Below are 16,450 nucleotides of genomic sequence, written 5' to 3'. Positions count from 1 at the left end.
GGACGCGTCATGGGATCGATGAAAGACATGTTTGGCGGTCTGATGCTGACCGAACTGCTGAAGGGCATGGCACTGACCGGCCGTCACCTGTTCGCACGCAAGATCACCATCCAGTTTCCGGAAGAGAAGACGCCGCAGTCGCCGCGTTTCCGCGGCCTGCACGCACTTCGCCGCTACCCGAACGGTGAAGAGCGCTGCATCGCATGCAAACTGTGCGAGGCGGTGTGCCCGGCGATGGCCATCACGATCGAATCCGACCAGCGCGACGACGGCACGCGTCGTACCACACGCTACGACATCGACCTCACCAAGTGCATCTTCTGCGGTTTCTGCGAAGAAGCCTGTCCGGTCGACGCCATCGTCGAAACGCGCGTGCTCGAGTACCACGGCGAGAAGCGCGGCGACCTGTACTACACCAAGCAGATGCTGCTCGCGGTCGGTGACCGCTATGAAGGCCAGATCGCCAGCGACAGGGAAGCGGACTCGAAGTACCGCTGACGGGTGCCGGTCCGCGCTGGTGCGCGGGCGGTACTTCAGGGAATGGACAAGAACGATATATATAGATGATGGATTTCCATACTGCAGTCTTCTACTTTCTCGCCACGATTCTGGTGCTGGCGTCGCTGCGCGTGATCACCGCGCGCAACCCGGTGCACGCGGCGCTCTATCTCGTGCTGGCCTTCTTCACGGCGGGGGGCGTGTGGATGCTGCTGCGCGCCGAGTTTCTCGCCATCACGCTGGTGCTGGTCTATGTCGGCGCGGTGATGGTGCTGTTCCTGTTCGTCGTGATGATGCTGGACATCAACATCGAGCGTCTGCGCGAAGGCTTCTGGGCGAATCTGGTGCCCGGCCTGATCGTTGCCGGCCTGATGCTGGCCGAAATGGTGGCAGTGCTCGGTGCGCGCTACTTCTCGGCGGCCGGTGCGCCGGCGCCGGAAGCACCTGCGGCCGGCTACAGCAATACCAAGGAACTGGGCCGACTGATCTATACCGAGTACGTGTATCCGTTCGAACTGGCGGCAGTCATCCTGCTGGTGGCCATCATTGCCGCCATCGCTCTGACGATGCGCAAGCGCAAGGACACCAAGTTCCAGGATCCGGCGAAGCAGATCGCGGTGCGTCGCGAAGACCGCGTGCGCCTGGTGTCGATGCCGGCCGAAAAAGACTGAGAAAAGAAGCGCACGACATGACATCACTGCTCTCCCTATCGCTGTCCCACTTCCTGGTGCTGGGCGCGCTGCTGTTCGCGATCAGCATCGTCGGCATCTTCCTGAACCGGAAAAACCTCATCGTGCTGCTGATGGCGATCGAACTGATGCTGCTGGCGGTGAACATGAATTTCGTCGCCTTCTTGCATTACCTGGGCGACCCGTCAGGCCAGATATTCGTTTTCTTCATCCTCACCGTAGCCGCCGCGGAATCCGCGATCGGGCTGGCCATCCTCGTGGTGCTGTTCCGCAATCTGAACACCATCCATGTCGATGATCTCGACAGCCTGAAAGGTTGAGCGACATGACCTCGATGCAAAAGCTCTATCTGCTCGTCCCGCTCGCACCGCTGATCGGCGCGATCATCGCCGGCCTGTTCTGCCGCGTCATACCGCGCTGGGTGGCGCACAGCGTCACCATCCTCGGCGTCGCGGTGTCGCTGGTCGCATCGTGGGTCATCTTCCAGGACGTGCAGGCCGGCAACACCTTCAACGGTGCGCTCTACACCTGGGCGACCAGCGGAGTGGGCGACGGCCGGCTGACCATGGAAATCGGTTTCCAGATCGACAAGCTCACCGTGATGATGATGCTGGTCGTCAATTTCGTGTCGCTGATGGTGCACCTCTACACCATCGGCTACATGGCGGAAGACCCCGGCTACAACCGTTTCTTCTCCTACATTTCGCTGTTCACCTTCTCGATGCTGATGCTCGTCATGAGCAACAACTTCGTGCAGTTGTTCTTCGGCTGGGAAGCGGTCGGTCTGGTGTCCTACCTCCTGATCGGTTTCTGGTACAAGCGCCCGACCGCGATCTACGCCAACCTGAAGGCTTTCCTCGTCAATCGCGTCGGCGATTTTGGCTTCCTGCTGGGCATCGGCCTGATTGCCGCGTACGCCGGCACGCTCAACTACGCCGAAGTGTTCGCCAAGCGCGAAGAACTGGTGGCGATGACGGTGGCCGGCACCGACTGGCCGCTGCTGACCGCGGTGTGCATCTGCCTGTTCATCGGCGCCATGGGCAAGTCGGCCCAGGTGCCGCTGCACGTCTGGCTGCCCGATTCGATGGAAGGCCCGACGCCGATTTCCGCGCTGATCCACGCAGCGACGATGGTGACTGCCGGCATCTTCATGGTGACCCGCATGTCGCCGCTGTTCGAGCTGTCCGAGACCGCGCTGTCCTTCGTGCTGGTGATCGGCGCGACGACGGCGCTGTTCATGGGCTTCCTTGGCATCATCCAGAACGACATCAAGCGCGTCGTCGCCTACTCGACGCTGTCGCAGCTCGGCTACATGACAGTGGCGCTCGGCGTGTCGGCCTACTCGGCGGCGGTGTTCCACCTGATGACGCATGCCTTCTTCAAGGCGCTGCTGTTCCTCGGCGCCGGCTCGGTCATCATGGGCATGCACCACGACCAGGACATGCGCAACATGGGCGGCCTGTGGAAGTACATGCCGATCACCTGGTTCACGTCGCTGCTCGGTTCGCTCGCCCTGATCGGCGTGCCCTTCCTGTCCGGCTTCTACTCGAAGGATTCGATCATCGAGGCGGTGCATTTCTCGACCATCCCCGGCGCCGGCTATGCCTACTTCTGCGTCGTGGCCGGTGTGTTCGTGACCGCCTTCTATTCGTTCCGGATGTACTTCCGCGTGTTCCACGGTCCGGAGAACTTCGGCAAGGCGCACCACGACCATCACGATGCGCCCGCCCACGACGCGAAGGCGGCTCACGCGGCGCACGATGACCACGCCCATGCGGCACACGGTGACGATCATGCAGCGCATGACGACGACCACGCCGATGAACATCATGGTCTGGCACCGGGCGAAAAGCCGCGCGAGTCGCCCTGGGTGGTCTGGCTGCCGCTCGTTCTTCTTGCGATCCCGTCGGTCGGCATCGGTTTCTGGACGGTGCAGCCCATGCTGTTCGGTGACTGGTTCGCTGGCGTCATCGAAGTGCTGCCGCAGCACGACACGCTGGCCGAATTCGGCAAGACCTTCACGTCTGCAACCGGCATGGCGCTGCACGGCTTGATGGTGCTGCCGTTCTGGCTGGCGGTGGGCGGCGTGGTGCTGGCCTGGATCATGTACATCGCGATGCCGTCGCTGCCGGGTCGCATCGCGCCGATCTTCCGCCCGATCAATACGCTGCTCGAGAACAAGTACTACTTCGACAAGTTCAATGAAGTGGTGTTTGCCGGCGGCGCGCGTGCGCTCGGCCGTGGTCTGTGGTCGGCCGGTGATCGCGCAGTGATCGACGGCGTACTGGTCAATGGCTCGGCTTCAGCGGTCGGCGCGTTTGCGCGCCTGGCGCGCGGTATCCAGACTGGTTACATCTACCGCTACGCTTTTGCAATGGTGATCGGCGTCTGCCTGTTGCTGCTGTGGAGGCTGGGCTTCAAGTGATGGGGTGCGGGCGGTGCAGCTGCCGCCTGCGGCGTGTGATTCAAGGGAGTGCTTCTGCACAGCGGGCCGGACCGGTCGGTGAGCAAGCCAGACAATTAAAGAAATGACCGATATTCCCCTTCTCAGTCTCGCCATCTGGTTGCCGATCGCCGGCGGCCTGCTGGTGCTGGCCAGCGGCGATGGCCGCAACGTCGCGTTCTCGAAGCTGATTGCGCTGGTGACCGCGATCTTCGGCTTCCTGATCACGATTCCGCTCTACACCGGTTTCGATCCATCGAGTGCGTCGATGCAGTTCGTGGAGCTGATGCCGTGGGTGCGCGACTACAACATCAACTACCACCTCGGTGTAGATGGCATTTCGATGCCTTTCGTCATCCTGAACAGCTTCATCACGCTGCTGGTGATCATGGCCGGCTGGCAGGTGATCGAAACCAAGGTGTCGCAATACAACGCAGCGTTCCTGATCATGTCGGGCCTGCTCAACGGCATCTTCTCGTCGCTCGACGGCATCCTGTTCTACGTCTTCTTCGAATCGTCGCTGATTCCGCTCTATCTGGTGATCGGCATCTGGGGCGGCAAGAACCGCGTCTATGCGGCGTTCAAGTTCTTCCTCTACACGCTGCTCGGCTCGCTGCTGATGCTGATCGCACTGCTCTACCTGTTTCACAAGAGCGGCAGCTTCGGCATCCTCGACTGGCACCGCGAGCCGCTTGCAATGGCGGCGCAGTCACTGATCTTCTGGGCCTTCTTCGCGAGTTTTGCGGTGAAGGTGCCGATGTGGCCGGTGCATACCTGGCTGCCGGACGCTCACGTCGAAGCGCCGACCGGCGGCTCGGCGGTGCTTGCGGCGATCGGCCTGAAGCTCGGTGCCTACGGTTTCCTGCGGTTCTCGCTGCCCATCGTGCCGGATGCAGCGACCCATTTCGCGCCCATCGTCATCGGCCTGTCACTGATTGCGGTGATCTACATCGGCCTGGTCGCGCTGGCGCAGACCGACATGAAGAAGCTCGTCGCGTATTCGTCGATTTCGCACATGGGTTTCGTCACGCTGGGCTTTTTCATCTTCAATCCGCTCGGTGTCGAAGGCGCGCTGGTGCAGATGATTTCGCACGGCTTCGTATCGGCCGCGATGTTCCTGTGTATCGGCGTGCTGTACGACCGCATGCACACCCGCAACATCGGTGACTACGGCGGCGTGGTGAACACCATGCCCAAGTTTGCCGCCTTCTTCCTGCTGTTCGCGATGGCCAACGCCGGCCTGCCGGCGACGTCCGGTTTCGTCGGCGAATTCATGGTTGTGCTTGGCGCGCTGCAGTTCAACTTCTGGACCGGTTTCGCTGCCGCGACCACGCTCATCCTGGGTGCGGCCTACACGCTGTGGATGTACAAGCGTGTCATCTTTGGCGCTGTCGCCAACAGCCATGTTGCCGAGTTGAAGGACATCAACGCCCGCGAAATGCTGATCCTCGGCGTTCTTGCCGCATGCACCCTGGCCATGGGCATCTGGCCGCAACCGGTGACTGAAATCATGCACGCGACCGTGAACCAGCTGCTGGGACACGTTGCCGTTGGCAAGCTCTGACGGACACACAGAATGAACTTCCCACTGCCTGACCTTTATCCCGCATCGGCCGAAATCTTCGTGCTGGTGATGGCCTGCGTCGTGCTGCTCGCCGACCTGTTCAAGTCCGAGCGCCAGAACTGGCTGCCCTACATCCTCACGCTGAGCACGCTGGTCGGCGCCTTCGTCATCCAGGTCGCAACGGCCGGGCCCGACACGACGCTCACCTTCAGCGGCATGTTCGTCGATGACCGCCTGTCCGACGTGCTCAAGAGCTGCCTGTATCTGACGGTGTTCGCAGTCGTCATCTACAGCCGCGGCTACCTCGAAGTGCGCGGCATGGAGCGCGGCGAGTACTACCTGCTCGTGCTGTTCGCCACGCTGGGCATGCAGGTGATGATTTCCGCCAATCACTTCCTGACGCTTTACCTCGGCCTGGAACTTCTGTCGCTCGCGCTGTATGCACTGGTCGCGCTTGACCGCGACTCCGCGCGGTCGACCGAAGCGGCGATGAAGTACTTCGTGCTCGGTGCGCTGGCATCCGGCCTGCTGCTGTACGGCATGTCGATGGTGTATGGAGCGACCGGCACGCTCGAAATTTCGGCCATCGCACGCAAGCTGTCCGACCCGACCACCAATATGGAAGTGCTGCGCTTCGGCCTCGTGTTCCTGGTCGCCGGGCTGGCATTCAAGATCGGCGCCGTGCCGTTCCACATGTGGATTCCCGACGTCTATCACGGCGCGCCGACGCCGATCACGCTGCTCATCGGTTCGGCACCGAAGCTGGCCGGTTTCGCGATGGCGATCCGCCTGCTGGTCGACGGCCTGCCGACGCTGGCCGATGAATGGCAGCAGATGCTGATGCTGCTGGCGGTGCTGTCGATCGCGCTCGGCAACATCGTCGCCATTGCGCAGACCAATCTGAAGCGCATGCTGGCCTATTCGACCATTTCGCACATGGGCTTCATGCTGCTCGGTCTGGTCAGCGGCGTCATCGAGCTGCGCGCGTCCGGCGACATCCACCTTTCGTACGCCTTCGGCAGCGCGATGTTCTACACCATCGCCTACGTGCTGATGAGTGCCGCCGCATTCGGCGTGCTGCTGCTGCTGACCCGCGCCGGCGTCGAAGCCGAGGAACTGGACGACCTGAAGGGGCTGAACAAGCGCAGCCCGTGGTTTGCCGCGGTGATGATGATGGTCATGTTCTCGATGGCCGGCATCCCGTTCTTCATCGGCTTCTTCGCCAAGCTGGCTGTGCTGCAGGCGGTGGTTGCCGCGGGTTATCTGTACGTTGCCGTGTTCGCGGTGATGATGTCGCTGATCGGCGCCTACTTCTACCTTCGGGTCGTCAAGCTGATGTATTTCGACGCGCCGCAGGACGAAGCCCCCATCGTTGCATCGACCGAAATGCGTGCGCTGCTGTCGGTCAATGCGCTGGCGATCGCACTGATTGGCCTGATGCCGCAATCCCTGTTGTCGCTGTGCGCCTCTGCACTGGGGCAGACGCTGAAGTAATGAAGGATCCCCTGATCGAAACCACGGTAGACAGTCGTCAGGTGTACGACGGCGTACTGCTGAAGGTTTATCAGGATCAGGTGGCGCTGCCAGACGGCACGCAGGCGGTGCGCGAGTACATCCGCCATCCCGGGGCGGTGGTCATCATTGCCGTGCTGCCGGACGGCAATATGTTGTTCGAACGTCAGTTCCGCTACGGCCCGCGCCGCACCTTCATCGAATTTCCCGCCGGCAAGATCGATCCGGGCGAGCCGCCGGAGCAGACGGCCGTGCGCGAGCTGCGCGAGGAAACCGGCCACGAAGCCGACGAATGGACGCATCTGGGCACGATGCATCCGTGCATTGGCTACTCGGACGAACGGATAGAAATCTTCCTCGCGCGCGGTCTGAGCCATGTCGGCGCCAATCTGGACGCAGGCGAGTTCCTCGAAGTGATTCCGCTGTCGCTTGAAGCCGCGATGTCTGCCGTCTGGCGCGGCGAACTGACGGATGCCAAGACGCTGTCGGCCCTGATCTGGGCGCAGCGGGTGTTCCGCCAGGGGTTCTGAACTCAGATCCCCGCAGCGGGCGCCGGCACCACGCTGCCGACGGCAAGCCGCACCATCATCGCATCGGCAATTCGCGAAATCGGCTGGTCCTGACAATGTGCCAGAAAGGCGCTTGCCGCGCCGAGCCCTGGAATGTCCAGGTCCGGTGACACTTCCAGCAGTGGCAGCAATACGAATGCACGCAGGTGCGCGCGCGGATGCGGCACGTTCAGCGTGTCGGTGCTGATCTGCCGGTCGTCGTACAGCAGCACGTCCAGATCCAGGGTGCGCGGCGCGTTCTGGAATTCGCGCACGCGACCGTGCGTGCGTTCGATACCGAGCAGCGCGTCGAGCAGCGCCTGCGGTTCGAGCGTGGTGCGCACGCGCGCAATGGCGTTGATGAAATCGGGCTGGTTGTCGTAGCCGATCGGCGCCGTGCGGTACAGCGAGGAGCGACGCTCAAGCGTAATGCCCGGCGTGGCGGCGATTTCATCGAAGGCGGCGAGCACCTGCGCTTCCGGATCGGCGAGATTGCTGCCCAGACCGATGTGGGCAATGCTGTCACGGCTCATGGCATGTTCTTTTCAGGTTCAACGGGTCGGCGGACTTTAGCACCGCTGCTTGCGGCAGCCCGGTTGGCTCACCCGTGGCGACATCAGGCTGCTCCGACACCGGGGCGTTGCCGTCATCGTGCGGATCAGCCTGCCACCGAACGGGCGCACCGGCGCGATGCGTGTCACACACGCGAGCGCATCAGGCGCGCCTTTTCGCGCTCCCAGTCGCGTTCCTTCTCGGTTTCGCGCTTGTCGAACTGCTTCTTGCCCTTGGCCAGACCAATCTCCAGCTTGATGCGGCCCCGCGTGTAATGCAGGTTCAGCGGCACCAGCGTATAGCCGGCGCGCTCGACCGAGCCGATCAGCTTGCTGATCTGTTCGGCGTGCAGCAAAAGCTTGCGGCTGCGCGTCGCGTCCGGATGGATGTGGGTCGAGGCTGACAGCAGCGGCGACACATGCATGCCGATCACGAAGACCTCTTCGCCCTTCAGCACAACATAGGCTTCCTTCAACTGGGTGCGGCCGGCGCGGATGGCCTTTACCTCCCAGCCTTCCAGCACCAATCCTGCCTCGAAGCGTTCTTCGATGAAATAGTCGTGAAACGCTTTCTTGTTTTCGGCGATGCTCATGTCGGGTAACCGTTGACCGGGGGAATTGCTTCTGTAGCTTGAACGAGAGGCTGCGCGAGAAGTCGCTGCGCAGCTAGAATTGCGATTTTACCTTCTGAAGACATGGCCGAAGTCCGAAAAACCGTGCTCATCGAGCGCAGCGCGGAACAGATGTTCAGGCTGGTCGACGGTGTCGAGCATTACCCGGAGTTCCTGCCCTGGTGCGGCGGCAGTGAAGTCATCGAGCGCACTGACACACTGACGCGCGCGCGCATCGACATCAACTACCACGGCGTGAAGGCGCATTTCGCAACCGCCAACGCCAAGTCCTTTCCGCACAGCATGACCATACGACTGGTCGAAGGCCCGTTCAAGTCGCTCGACGGCACCTGGGCCTTCAGGCAGCTGGGAGATGTGGCGTGCAAGATCGAATTCAACCTGCGCTACGAATTTTCCAGTCGTCTGATCGAAAAGGTGGTCGGCCCGGTGTTCAGTCACATCGCCAACACGTTCGTCGAGGCTTTCGTGAAGCAGGCCGACCGCATCTACGGAAAGGTGGGCTGACGTGAGTGCAAGCATCTGCGTCCAGGTCATTTACGCCCTGCCCGAGCGGCAGGACATCGTGACCATCGAATTGCCCGAAGGTGCCACGGCCGTGCAGGCAGTCGAAGCGTCCGGCCTGCTGCAGAAGTATCCGGACATCGATCTCGCGCGAAACAAGCTGGGCGTGTTCGCAAAGCTGGTGAAAGCAGATCAGGTACTGCGCGACCGTGACCGGGTGGAAATCTACCGCGCGCTGATCGCCGATCCGAAGGAAGTGCGCCGTCAGCGCGCAGCCGAAGGCAAGGTGCTGAAGAAGGGCGGTGGCGAGCGGGGCGGCGAGGCAGAACCGGTTGCCTGAGCCTGAGCGACGCCTTCGGCACGCCGCATGACCCGTAGCGCTACTTGCACCACTCCGACACCGACTGCTGCGCTTCGGAGGTTTCCGTCGCCCGCGTCGCGTCGTCGATGAACTCGCGTTCGCCCTGCGCGTTGTAACGCACGATGCGCTGGCCGGATTGCAGCGCAGCCAGCTTGTTGCGGGCGCGCGTGCAGTTGGCGTCGGCCTTTTCCTTCTCGGCCTTGTCCTTGGCCGCCCTGGATTCCTCTGCCGCGGCCGCCTCGCGTCGCTGCTGGAAGCCCTGCAGCTTGTCCTGCAGGTCGGTGTTCGGTGCGTCAGCGGCGGGCGGCGCGACCTTGATGTCCTTGCGGATGGCTTTTGCCCCGGGCGGCGGGCTGTCCGAGAACACCGTGTTGCCGTTGGCGTCCTTGTATTGATACACCTGGGCGGTCGCGACCAGCGGCAGACAGACCAGAGCGATGAGCGTTAAGCGAAGATGCACGTTGGAAACTCCTGCCCGGAATGAGTGAAGGCACAGCGGCGATCGCCGCGGACGCCTGCTGCAGCCAGCTGCGTCGCGCGGCGTATAATACGTTTTTGACAGATTGGAAAGTAGTCATGCGTGTTATCCAGAAGGCGCTGACCTTCGATGATGTGCTGCTTGTGCCGGCACATTCGAGTGTTCTGCCACGCGATGTAAGCCTCAGTACCCGTATTTCCCGCAACATCCACGTCAATCTCCCCCTGCTGTCCGCCGCGATGGACACCGTCAGCGAAGCACGCCTGGCCATTGCGCTGGCTCAGGAAGGCGGCATCGGCATCATTCACAAGAACATGACGGCCAAAATGCAGGCCGCTGAAGTGTCGAAAGTGAAACGGTTCGAAGCCGGCGTGTTGAAGGATCCGATCACCATCTCTCCCGACATGACGGTTCGCGAGCTGCTCGGGTTGACACGCAGTCACCGTATTTCCGGTTTCCCGGTGCTCGACGGCCCGCGCGTGGTCGGCATCGTGACCAACCGCGACCTGCGATTCGAAACCAATCTTGACCAGCCGGTGGCGCGCATCATGACGCCGCGCGAGCGCCTGATCTTCGTGCATGAGGGCGCCTCGCTCGACGAAGCGCGTACGCTCATGCACCGCAACCGGCTCGAGCGCGTGCTGGTGCTCGGCGAAAACGACACACTGCGCGGCCTGATCACGGTCAAGGACATGCTCAAGGCGACCGAACACCCGCTGGCCGCGAAAGACCCGCATGGCCGGCTGCGCGTCGGCGCGGCCATCGGTGTCGGCGAAGGCACCGAAGAACGCGCAGCGGCGCTGGCCGAAGCCGGCGTCGACGTGATCGTGGTCGATACCGCGCACGGCCACTCGCAGGGCGTGCTCGACCGCGTGCGTTGGGTCAAGCGCACTTTTCCGCAACTGGATGTGATCGGCGGCAACATCGCGACGGCCGACGCCGCACGCGCACTGGTCGATGCCGGTGCCGACGGCGTCAAGGTCGGCATCGGCCCCGGTTCGATCTGCACCACGCGCATCGTCGCCGGTGTCGGCGTGCCGCAGATCACTGCCATCGACAACGTCGCGACCGCGCTTGCCTCGACCGACGTGCCGATGATCGCCGACGGCGGCATCCGCTTTTCGGGCGACATCGCCAAGGCGGTCGCCGCAGGCGCCAACGCGGTCATGCTGGGCGGCCTGCTGGCCGGCACCGAGGAGGCGCCGGGCGAGATCGAACTGTTCCAGGGCCGCTCCTACAAGTCCTACCGCGGCATGGGCTCGCTGGGCGCGATGCAGCAGGGTGCGGCCGACCGCTACTTCCAGGACCCTGCATCGAATGCCGACAAGCTGGTGCCCGAAGGCGTCGAAGGCCGTGTGCCGTACAAGGGCCCGGTGGTCAACGTGATCACCCAGCTGATGGGCGGCCTGCGTGCGTCGATGGGCTATTGCGGCTGCTCGACGGTGGACCAGATGCGCAGCATCGCCCAGTTCGTCGAAATCACGTCGGCCGGCATCCGCGAGTCGCATGTGCACGACGTGCAGATCACCAAGGAAGCGCCGAACTACCATGTTGAGTGAGGGGCTGGGGAACAGGGGCTAGGGGCTGGAGGGACCGGGGCTGGATGAGCGAGGTGCGCAGCTATCGCGATTTGCTGGTCTGGCAACGAGCAATGGATCTCGCCCTTGCCTGTCTATGCCCTGAGCCGGTGTTTCCCCGAGGGCGAGCGCTTCGCACTGGTGAGCCAGTTGCGACGCGCCGCTGTTTCGGTCCCTTCAAATATCGCCGAAGGCCATGCAAGAAGCTCCACGCGTGATTTCCTGCGTTTTCTGTCGATCGCAGCCGGCTCTCTTGCCGAGATCGAAACCCGGCTCCTTCTCTCGCATCGCCTTGATTACGTGGATGCGCAACGAATGAACGTCACGCTGAAGGACGCCGATGAACTCGGCCGGATGATCAGAGGTCTGCAAGCGTCCCTATCGTCGCGCCTCGCGGACTCACCCTAGACCCCAGCCCCTGTCCCCTGATTCCTGAATATCCCATGCACAACAAGATCCTCATCCTCGATTTCGGCTCCCAGGTCACCCAGCTCATCGCGCGCCGTGTGCGCGAGGCGCATGTCTTTTGCGAAATCCATCCGGCCGATGTGAGTGACGACTTCGTGCGCGGCTTCGGCGCGCAGGGCGTCATCCTGTCCGGCAGCCACATGTCGGCGTACGAGGAAGAAACCGACCGCGCGCCGCGGGCGGTGTTCGAACTGGGCGTGCCGGTGCTGGGCATCTGCTACGGCATGCAGACGATGGCGCAGCAGCTGGGCGGCAAGGTGGAAGCCGGTACGGTGCGCGAATTCGGCTACGCCGAAGTGCGCGCGCGCGGCCACACGAAGTTGCTGGACGGCATCGAGGATTTCCGCACCGAGCAGGGCCACGGCATGCTCAAGGTGTGGATGAGCCACGGCGACAAGGTGACCGAACTGCCGCCCGGCTTCAAGCTGATGGCGTCGACCGACAGCTGCCCGATCGCCGGCATGGCCGACGAGACGCGCCGCTTCTACGGCCTGCAGTTCCACCCCGAAGTGACGCACACCGCACGCGGCGCCGACATCCTGCGCAAGTTCGTCATCGACGTCTGCGGCTGCGCCGCCGACTGGATCATGGGCGACTACATCCAGGAGGCGGTCGCGCGCATCCGCGAACAGGTCGGTGACGAAGAGGTCATCCTCGGCCTGTCCGGCGGCGTCGATTCATCGGTCGCCGCCGCGCTGATCCACCGCGCCATCGGCGACCAGCTCACCTGTGTGTTCGTCGATCACGGCCTGCTGCGCCTGAACGAGGGGCAAATGGTGATGGACATGTTCGTCGGCCGGCTGCACGCACGGGTGATCCACGTCGATGCGTCCGACCAGTTCCTCGGTCACCTGAAGGGCGTCAGCGATCCGGAAGCCAAGCGCAAGATCATTGGCCGCGAATTCGTCGAGGTGTTCAAGGCCGAGGCGGCCAGGCTGAAGGCGGGCGGTGAGGGACACAAGGGGGCGTCCTTCCTGGCCCAGGGCACCATCTACCCGGACGTGATCGAGTCCGGTGGCGCCAAGAGCAAGAAGGCGACGGTGATCAAGTCGCACCACAACGTCGGCGGCCTGCCGGAAAAGCTCGGCCTCAAGCTGCTCGAGCCGCTGCGCGAACTGTTCAAGGACGAAGTGCGCGAACTGGGCGTGGCGCTCGGCCTGCCGCGCGACATGGTTTATCGCCACCCCTTCCCCGGCCCGGGCCTGGGCGTGCGCATCCTTGGCGAAATCCACCGCGAGTACGCCGACCTGCTGCGCCGCGCCGACGCCATCTTCATCGAAGAACTGCGCAACACCCTCGACCCGGCCAGCGGCAAGAGCTGGTACGACCTCACCAGCCAGGCCTTCGCCGTGTTCCTGCCGGTGAAGTCGGTCGGCGTCAAGGGCGACGGCCGCACCAACGAGTGGGTGGTGGCCTTGCGCGCCGTGCAGACGCAGGACTTCATGACCGCCCACTGGGCAGAACTGCCGCACAGCCTGCTCGGCCGCACCAGCAACCGCATCATCAACGAGGTGCGCGGCATCAATCGCGTGGTGTACGACATTTCGGGCAAGCCGCCGGCGACGATTGAGTGGGAGTGACGGGTTTCGTGACGGTAAAAGCTGCGGATCGTTGATGTCCCAAGCGGGGGGACGGCTCTCGATGCGCCGCCAAGCGTGCAGAAGGTGGATAGCCTATGACCTGTCGCTTGGAAGCGGTTCGAGGTGAATCGCCCCGGGTTTTCTAGACGTTCCCGAGCCTCTGAAAGTATTGCTTTTCAAACTCTACCGGCGAGAGCTCGTTGCTGGAACCATGCCGACGCTTCACGTTGTAGAACATCTCTATGTAGTCGAACACGTCGGCACGCGCATCAGCCCGCGTCGGATAGATCTTGCGCTTGATCCGCTCGCGCTTGAGCAACTGGAAGAAGCTCTCGGCCACCGCGTTATCGTGACAGTTGCCGCGCCGGCTCATGCTCGGTTTCAGATGGTGCGCCTTCAGGAAATCCTGCCAGTCGTGGCTGCTGAACTGGCTGCCCTGATCGGAATGCACCATCACCTCCTCGGTCGGCTTGCGGCGCCACACAGCCATCAACAAGGCGTTGATGGCCAGATCGCGCGTCATGCGCTCGCCCATCGACCAGCCCACCACCTGCCGCGAGAACAGATCAAGGACTGCCGCCAGATACAGCCAACCCTCATGCGTGCGGATGTACGTGATGTCGGTAACCCAAGCCTTGTTCGGTGCGCTGACAGCGAACTGGCGTTGCAGATGGTTCGGCGCTACCACTGCCGGCTTGCCGGATCGAAAGTGCGGCCTGCGCGCATACCCTGTCTGTGACTTCATCTTTGCCAGGCGCATCAGACGCGCCACGCGATGCTTGCCGCAGCGCTCACCCAGGTCACGCAGATCGTTGTTGATCTTGCGATACCCATAGACGCATCCACTCTCTTCCCAACTGGTGCGGATGAGTGCTCCCAGCCGGGCATCCTCTCGGGCGCGAGCCGACGCAGGCTGTGTGCGCCAGGCGTAATAGCCACTCGGATGCACGCGCATCACCGAACACATGCGCCGTACGCGATATTCCATCTCGTGGGCTTTGATGAAGGCGTACTTCACCCGGACTGCTTGGCAAAGTACGCGGCGGCCTTTTTTAGGATGTCGCGCTCCTCGCTCACCCGGCGCAATTCCGCCTTCAGGCGCCGAATCTCATCGGCCTGACCGTCTTGTTGTACCCGCTGAGCCGGGCTCACCGAATAGCGCTTGATCCAGCCGTACAGGCTGTACGTACTGACACCAAGGCGTGCGGCAACCTCCGCCACTGGGTGGCCACGCTCGGTGACCTGCCTAACCGCTTCGACCTTGAACTCTTCGGTGAAGCGACGACCCGACTTCTTCTCTTCCATAAACACCTCCGTCATGCCTCGATTGTGAGGCTACAGGGTGTCTAGAAAATCCGGGGCGATTCAGTTTGCCAATTTACAACTGATACACACCCATTGCATTTGCACAGTTGGTGATCGCGCCCCGTAGTGAGGGCCGTAGGCCCGAACGCAGGGGCGCGATCACCGTGCGTCGCCCAGTCCTTTGCCGGGCGTGACAGCTTCCGCACGGTGGTCAGCCCCGTGCAGCGCCAACGCCCCTGAGCGCGCCTGTCCCCGCGACAGCCCCGTTCACCGGGTCTGGACGTCGCGGACCTGCCCGAGCTGCTCGCCGTGGCCCGAGCACATGGCTGCAAAGACTTCGTAATTTTAGAACTTGGTGTAATGCAAATTATGCTTTTACCGAACGCCTGAAGCCGTCAGAGTCTTGGCATCTCAACCATGCGGGACCGTCATCGTGAAGTTTCAGTTTCGATCCAACGACCGTGAAGGCCAGCAGTGGCAACAGCGTGTGGCCAACAGGCTGTGCCAGGCGCTGGGGGCACGTGTGAAGGTCAAACTGGACGACGTCGACGATGCTTCAGGCGGCGCCGAAAAGCCCGGCTGCGTCGAGGTTCTGGTGCAGCAGGGGAGCGGCCCTGTGGCCATCAGCGCGACCGCTCGAACCTGGCGGGACTCGGTCGAGGCCGTGGCGTCCCGGCTGCGGCAAAAGGTCGTGCTTCAAACGCACCGCGCAACGGTCATGGAGCCGCAGACGATGGCCGGGGCGCTGGTCGCCGGCGTCCGCCCGCTGCTGCTGCACGAACAGAGGGCCCGCGCGACGGTCTTTCGGATCCGCGCAAGGCGGGAGACAGTACCCCTTCCTTCAGCCCCACCTTTGAGCAACCCGTTCACATCCAAGGCCAATCATCATGCGCAGCTACCCCCACAACAGCCCTGAAGCCGCAGCGCGCATCGTCGCGATGGTGCTCATCGCCGACGGTCAAGTGTGCATGTCCGAGTTCGATATCCTGAAGAAGTTGGGTGCCGAGCGCGAACTTGGCTTGGTACCGCAGCTTCTGCCCCACCTCGTCTACACGCTGCGTGAAGAACTTATGCTGGGCGGCTACGGGACGGGATCGCTGCTGGACAACGTCGACGACAGCACTTTGGCATCGTTGATGGCCGAGGTCTCCGACCCGGTGCTGCGCAGGACGGTGCTGCGCCTGTCGCTGGCTGCTGCAAGGGCAGACGGCCACCTCGCCGACGGCGAAGCCAGGGTTGTCGAGGCGGCCCGTCACCATTGGCAGCTGTTCGACGGTGAGGAGCCCGTTGTTGCACCTCGCGCACGCCGGCAGGCGACGCGACCGGAGCCTCCCGGACGCTTCGGGTGCGCGCTTCACACACCGCCTTGATCGATGACAGCAACCGTTGCGGGGCCTGCGGGCGTTGCTGCGCGCTGGCTTTCCTCAGCCCCCGTTAGCACGCCGCGGGCGCCGCCGCCGTTCTTGTTTGATGAGCACGGCCCAGCCCCAGCACACAAAGGCGTAGGCTCACAGCCCCGGCACGGCGCCGGCGATGGGAAAACCCACCAGCAGGGCTGGACCCCAGGACGTCACCTGCCTCCAAAAGGCAGCGGGCCATGGCCGGCGAAGGCGTCGTCGTAACCTTTTGCTGCACGACATAGGCGCCCACGTGGGCGGACAGGCCCCAGATCGGCGCCATGGTGAAGGGGTTGGTCAGTCCGGTGGCACAGAGCGGCTGCCACCACATTGGCCCGCAGCGCCA

At 63.0% G+C, this 16,450-nt stretch carries 18 protein-coding genes; 14 read left to right on the top strand and 4 right to left on the bottom strand.

What is annotated here, in order from left to right; genetic code table 11:
- Positions 1-18: 18 nt before the first annotated feature.
- The 7 genes from nuoI (at position 19) to Q8R75_RS18095 (ending at position 7,236) form a co-directional block, all read left to right on the top strand.
- Positions 19-498, top strand: a complete 480-nt coding sequence (nuoI, locus tag Q8R75_RS18125) for an NADH-quinone oxidoreductase subunit NuoI (protein ID WP_257080827.1) — start codon at positions 19-21, stop codon at positions 496-498.
- 68 nt (positions 499-566) lie between these two features.
- Positions 567-1,169: an NADH-quinone oxidoreductase subunit J gene (locus Q8R75_RS18120; protein ID WP_305612762.1), complete on the top strand. Its 603-nt coding sequence runs from the start codon at positions 567-569 to the stop codon at positions 1,167-1,169.
- A gap of 17 nt (positions 1,170-1,186) precedes the next feature.
- Positions 1,187-1,507 (top strand): NADH-quinone oxidoreductase subunit NuoK, encoded by a 321-nt coding sequence (nuoK, locus tag Q8R75_RS18115; protein WP_305663819.1) that lies wholly within the window; start codon positions 1,187-1,189, stop codon positions 1,505-1,507.
- Positions 1,508-1,512: 5 nt separating this feature from the next.
- Positions 1,513-3,612, top strand: coding sequence for an NADH-quinone oxidoreductase subunit L (gene nuoL / locus Q8R75_RS18110; RefSeq protein WP_305627041.1), 2,100 nt, complete (start codon positions 1,513-1,515; stop codon positions 3,610-3,612).
- Positions 3,613-3,715: 103 nt separating this feature from the next.
- On the top strand, positions 3,716-5,194 hold the full coding sequence (locus Q8R75_RS18105) for an NADH-quinone oxidoreductase subunit M (protein WP_069039999.1): 1,479 nt from the start codon (positions 3,716-3,718) through the stop codon (positions 5,192-5,194).
- 12 nt (positions 5,195-5,206) lie between these two features.
- Positions 5,207-6,688 carry an NADH-quinone oxidoreductase subunit NuoN gene (gene nuoN, locus Q8R75_RS18100; RefSeq protein ID WP_305611771.1) on the top strand — a complete coding sequence of 494 codons (1,482 nt, stop codon included), beginning with the start codon at positions 5,207-5,209 and terminating at the stop codon, positions 6,686-6,688.
- On the top strand, positions 6,688-7,236 hold the full coding sequence (locus Q8R75_RS18095) for an NUDIX hydrolase (RefSeq protein ID WP_305611772.1): 549 nt from the start codon (positions 6,688-6,690) through the stop codon (positions 7,234-7,236). Before nuoN ends, Q8R75_RS18095 begins: the two co-directional genes overlap by 1 nt.
- A 2-nt stretch (positions 7,237-7,238) precedes the next feature.
- Here the strand turns inward: Q8R75_RS18095 and folK are convergent, their stop codons facing one another.
- A complete protein-coding gene (gene folK / locus Q8R75_RS18090; RefSeq protein WP_305611773.1) occupies positions 7,239-7,787 on the bottom strand; it encodes a 2-amino-4-hydroxy-6-hydroxymethyldihydropteridine diphosphokinase in 549 nt (182 codons plus the stop codon).
- A gap of 164 nt (positions 7,788-7,951) precedes the next feature.
- Complete coding sequence (gene smpB, locus Q8R75_RS18085; protein ID WP_305611775.1) at positions 7,952-8,398, bottom strand: SsrA-binding protein SmpB; 447 nt, start codon at positions 8,396-8,398, stop codon at positions 7,952-7,954.
- 102 nt (positions 8,399-8,500) lie between these two features.
- Here smpB and Q8R75_RS18080 point away from each other — a divergent pair, with 102 nt between their 5' ends.
- Both Q8R75_RS18080 and Q8R75_RS18075 read left to right on the top strand, forming a co-directional pair.
- Positions 8,501-8,941, top strand: a complete 441-nt coding sequence (locus tag Q8R75_RS18080) for a type II toxin-antitoxin system RatA family toxin (protein WP_305627038.1) — start codon at positions 8,501-8,503, stop codon at positions 8,939-8,941.
- A 1-nt stretch (position 8,942) separates the two neighbouring features.
- Positions 8,943-9,278, top strand: coding sequence for an RnfH family protein (locus Q8R75_RS18075; RefSeq protein WP_305613810.1), 336 nt, complete (start codon positions 8,943-8,945; stop codon positions 9,276-9,278).
- Positions 9,279-9,318: 40 nt separating this feature from the next.
- Here Q8R75_RS18075 and Q8R75_RS18070 read toward each other — a convergent pair whose 3' ends face one another.
- Positions 9,319-9,759, bottom strand: a complete 441-nt coding sequence (locus Q8R75_RS18070; protein WP_305613811.1) for a DUF4124 domain-containing protein — start codon at positions 9,757-9,759, stop codon at positions 9,319-9,321.
- A 116-nt stretch (positions 9,760-9,875) separates the two neighbouring features.
- On the opposite strand from Q8R75_RS18070, the gene guaB reads away from it, so the two are divergent.
- From guaB to guaA, 3 genes are all read left to right on the top strand, one after another.
- Complete coding sequence (gene guaB / locus Q8R75_RS18065; RefSeq protein ID WP_305627036.1) at positions 9,876-11,336, top strand: IMP dehydrogenase; 1,461 nt, start codon at positions 9,876-9,878, stop codon at positions 11,334-11,336.
- Positions 11,337-11,441: 105 nt separating this feature from the next.
- Positions 11,442-11,762: a four helix bundle protein gene (locus Q8R75_RS18060; protein WP_305614153.1), complete on the top strand. Its 321-nt coding sequence runs from the start codon at positions 11,442-11,444 to the stop codon at positions 11,760-11,762.
- Between the two features lie 35 nt (positions 11,763-11,797).
- Positions 11,798-13,402, top strand: a complete 1,605-nt coding sequence (guaA, locus tag Q8R75_RS18055) for a glutamine-hydrolyzing GMP synthase (RefSeq protein ID WP_305663818.1) — start codon at positions 11,798-11,800, stop codon at positions 13,400-13,402.
- Between the two features lie 142 nt (positions 13,403-13,544).
- Here the strand turns inward: guaA and Q8R75_RS18050 are convergent.
- A protein-coding gene (locus Q8R75_RS18050) for an IS3 family transposase (protein WP_305614151.1) occupies positions 13,545-14,707 on the bottom strand; the annotation gives its coding sequence in 2 pieces (ribosomal slippage) (positions 13,545-14,449 and positions 14,449-14,707; 1,164 coding nt in all).
- Positions 14,708-15,140: 433 nt separating this feature from the next.
- On the opposite strand from Q8R75_RS18050, the gene Q8R75_RS18045 reads away from it, so the two are divergent.
- Both Q8R75_RS18045 and Q8R75_RS18040 read left to right on the top strand, forming a co-directional pair.
- On the top strand, positions 15,141-15,623 hold the full coding sequence (locus Q8R75_RS18045; protein WP_305614150.1) for a hypothetical protein: 483 nt from the start codon (positions 15,141-15,143) through the stop codon (positions 15,621-15,623).
- Positions 15,595-16,077, top strand: a complete 483-nt coding sequence (locus tag Q8R75_RS18040; protein ID WP_305614149.1) for a hypothetical protein — start codon at positions 15,595-15,597, stop codon at positions 16,075-16,077. The genes Q8R75_RS18045 and Q8R75_RS18040 overlap by 29 nt, the downstream gene beginning before the upstream one ends.
- The last annotated feature ends 373 nt before the right edge of the window (positions 16,078-16,450 follow it).

The organism is Methyloversatilis sp. (assembly GCF_030696805.1).
Lineage (GTDB): Bacteria > Pseudomonadota > Gammaproteobacteria > Burkholderiales > Rhodocyclaceae > Methyloversatilis.
This window is presented reverse-complemented; position numbering and strand designations above follow the sequence as displayed.

Excerpts from the sequence above, each read along its gene's own strand:
- nuoI (WP_257080827.1), top strand. The coding sequence starts at position 19 with ATGAAAGACATGTTTGGCGGTCTGATGCTGACCGAACTGCTGAAGGGC.
- Q8R75_RS18080 (WP_305627038.1), top strand. The coding sequence starts at position 8,501 with ATGGCCGAAGTCCGAAAAACCGTGCTCATCGAGCGCAGCGCGGAACAG.
- guaA (WP_305663818.1), top strand. The coding sequence starts at position 11,798 with ATGCACAACAAGATCCTCATCCTCGATTTCGGCTCCCAGGTCACCCAG.
- nuoK (WP_305663819.1), top strand. The coding sequence starts at position 1,187 with ATGACATCACTGCTCTCCCTATCGCTGTCCCACTTCCTGGTGCTGGGC.
- guaB (WP_305627036.1), top strand. The coding sequence starts at position 9,876 with ATGCGTGTTATCCAGAAGGCGCTGACCTTCGATGATGTGCTGCTTGTG.
- Q8R75_RS18040 (WP_305614149.1), top strand. The coding sequence starts at position 15,595 with ATGCGCAGCTACCCCCACAACAGCCCTGAAGCCGCAGCGCGCATCGTC.
- Q8R75_RS18105 (WP_069039999.1), top strand. The coding sequence starts at position 3,716 with ATGACCGATATTCCCCTTCTCAGTCTCGCCATCTGGTTGCCGATCGCC.
- Q8R75_RS18120 (WP_305612762.1), top strand. The coding sequence starts at position 567 with ATGGATTTCCATACTGCAGTCTTCTACTTTCTCGCCACGATTCTGGTG.
- smpB (WP_305611775.1), bottom strand. The coding sequence starts at position 8,398 with ATGAGCATCGCCGAAAACAAGAAAGCGTTTCACGACTATTTCATCGAA.
- nuoN (WP_305611771.1), top strand. The coding sequence starts at position 5,207 with ATGAACTTCCCACTGCCTGACCTTTATCCCGCATCGGCCGAAATCTTC.
- nuoL (WP_305627041.1), top strand. The coding sequence starts at position 1,513 with ATGACCTCGATGCAAAAGCTCTATCTGCTCGTCCCGCTCGCACCGCTG.
- Q8R75_RS18095 (WP_305611772.1), top strand. The coding sequence starts at position 6,688 with ATGAAGGATCCCCTGATCGAAACCACGGTAGACAGTCGTCAGGTGTAC.
- folK (WP_305611773.1), bottom strand. The coding sequence starts at position 7,787 with ATGAGCCGTGACAGCATTGCCCACATCGGTCTGGGCAGCAATCTCGCC.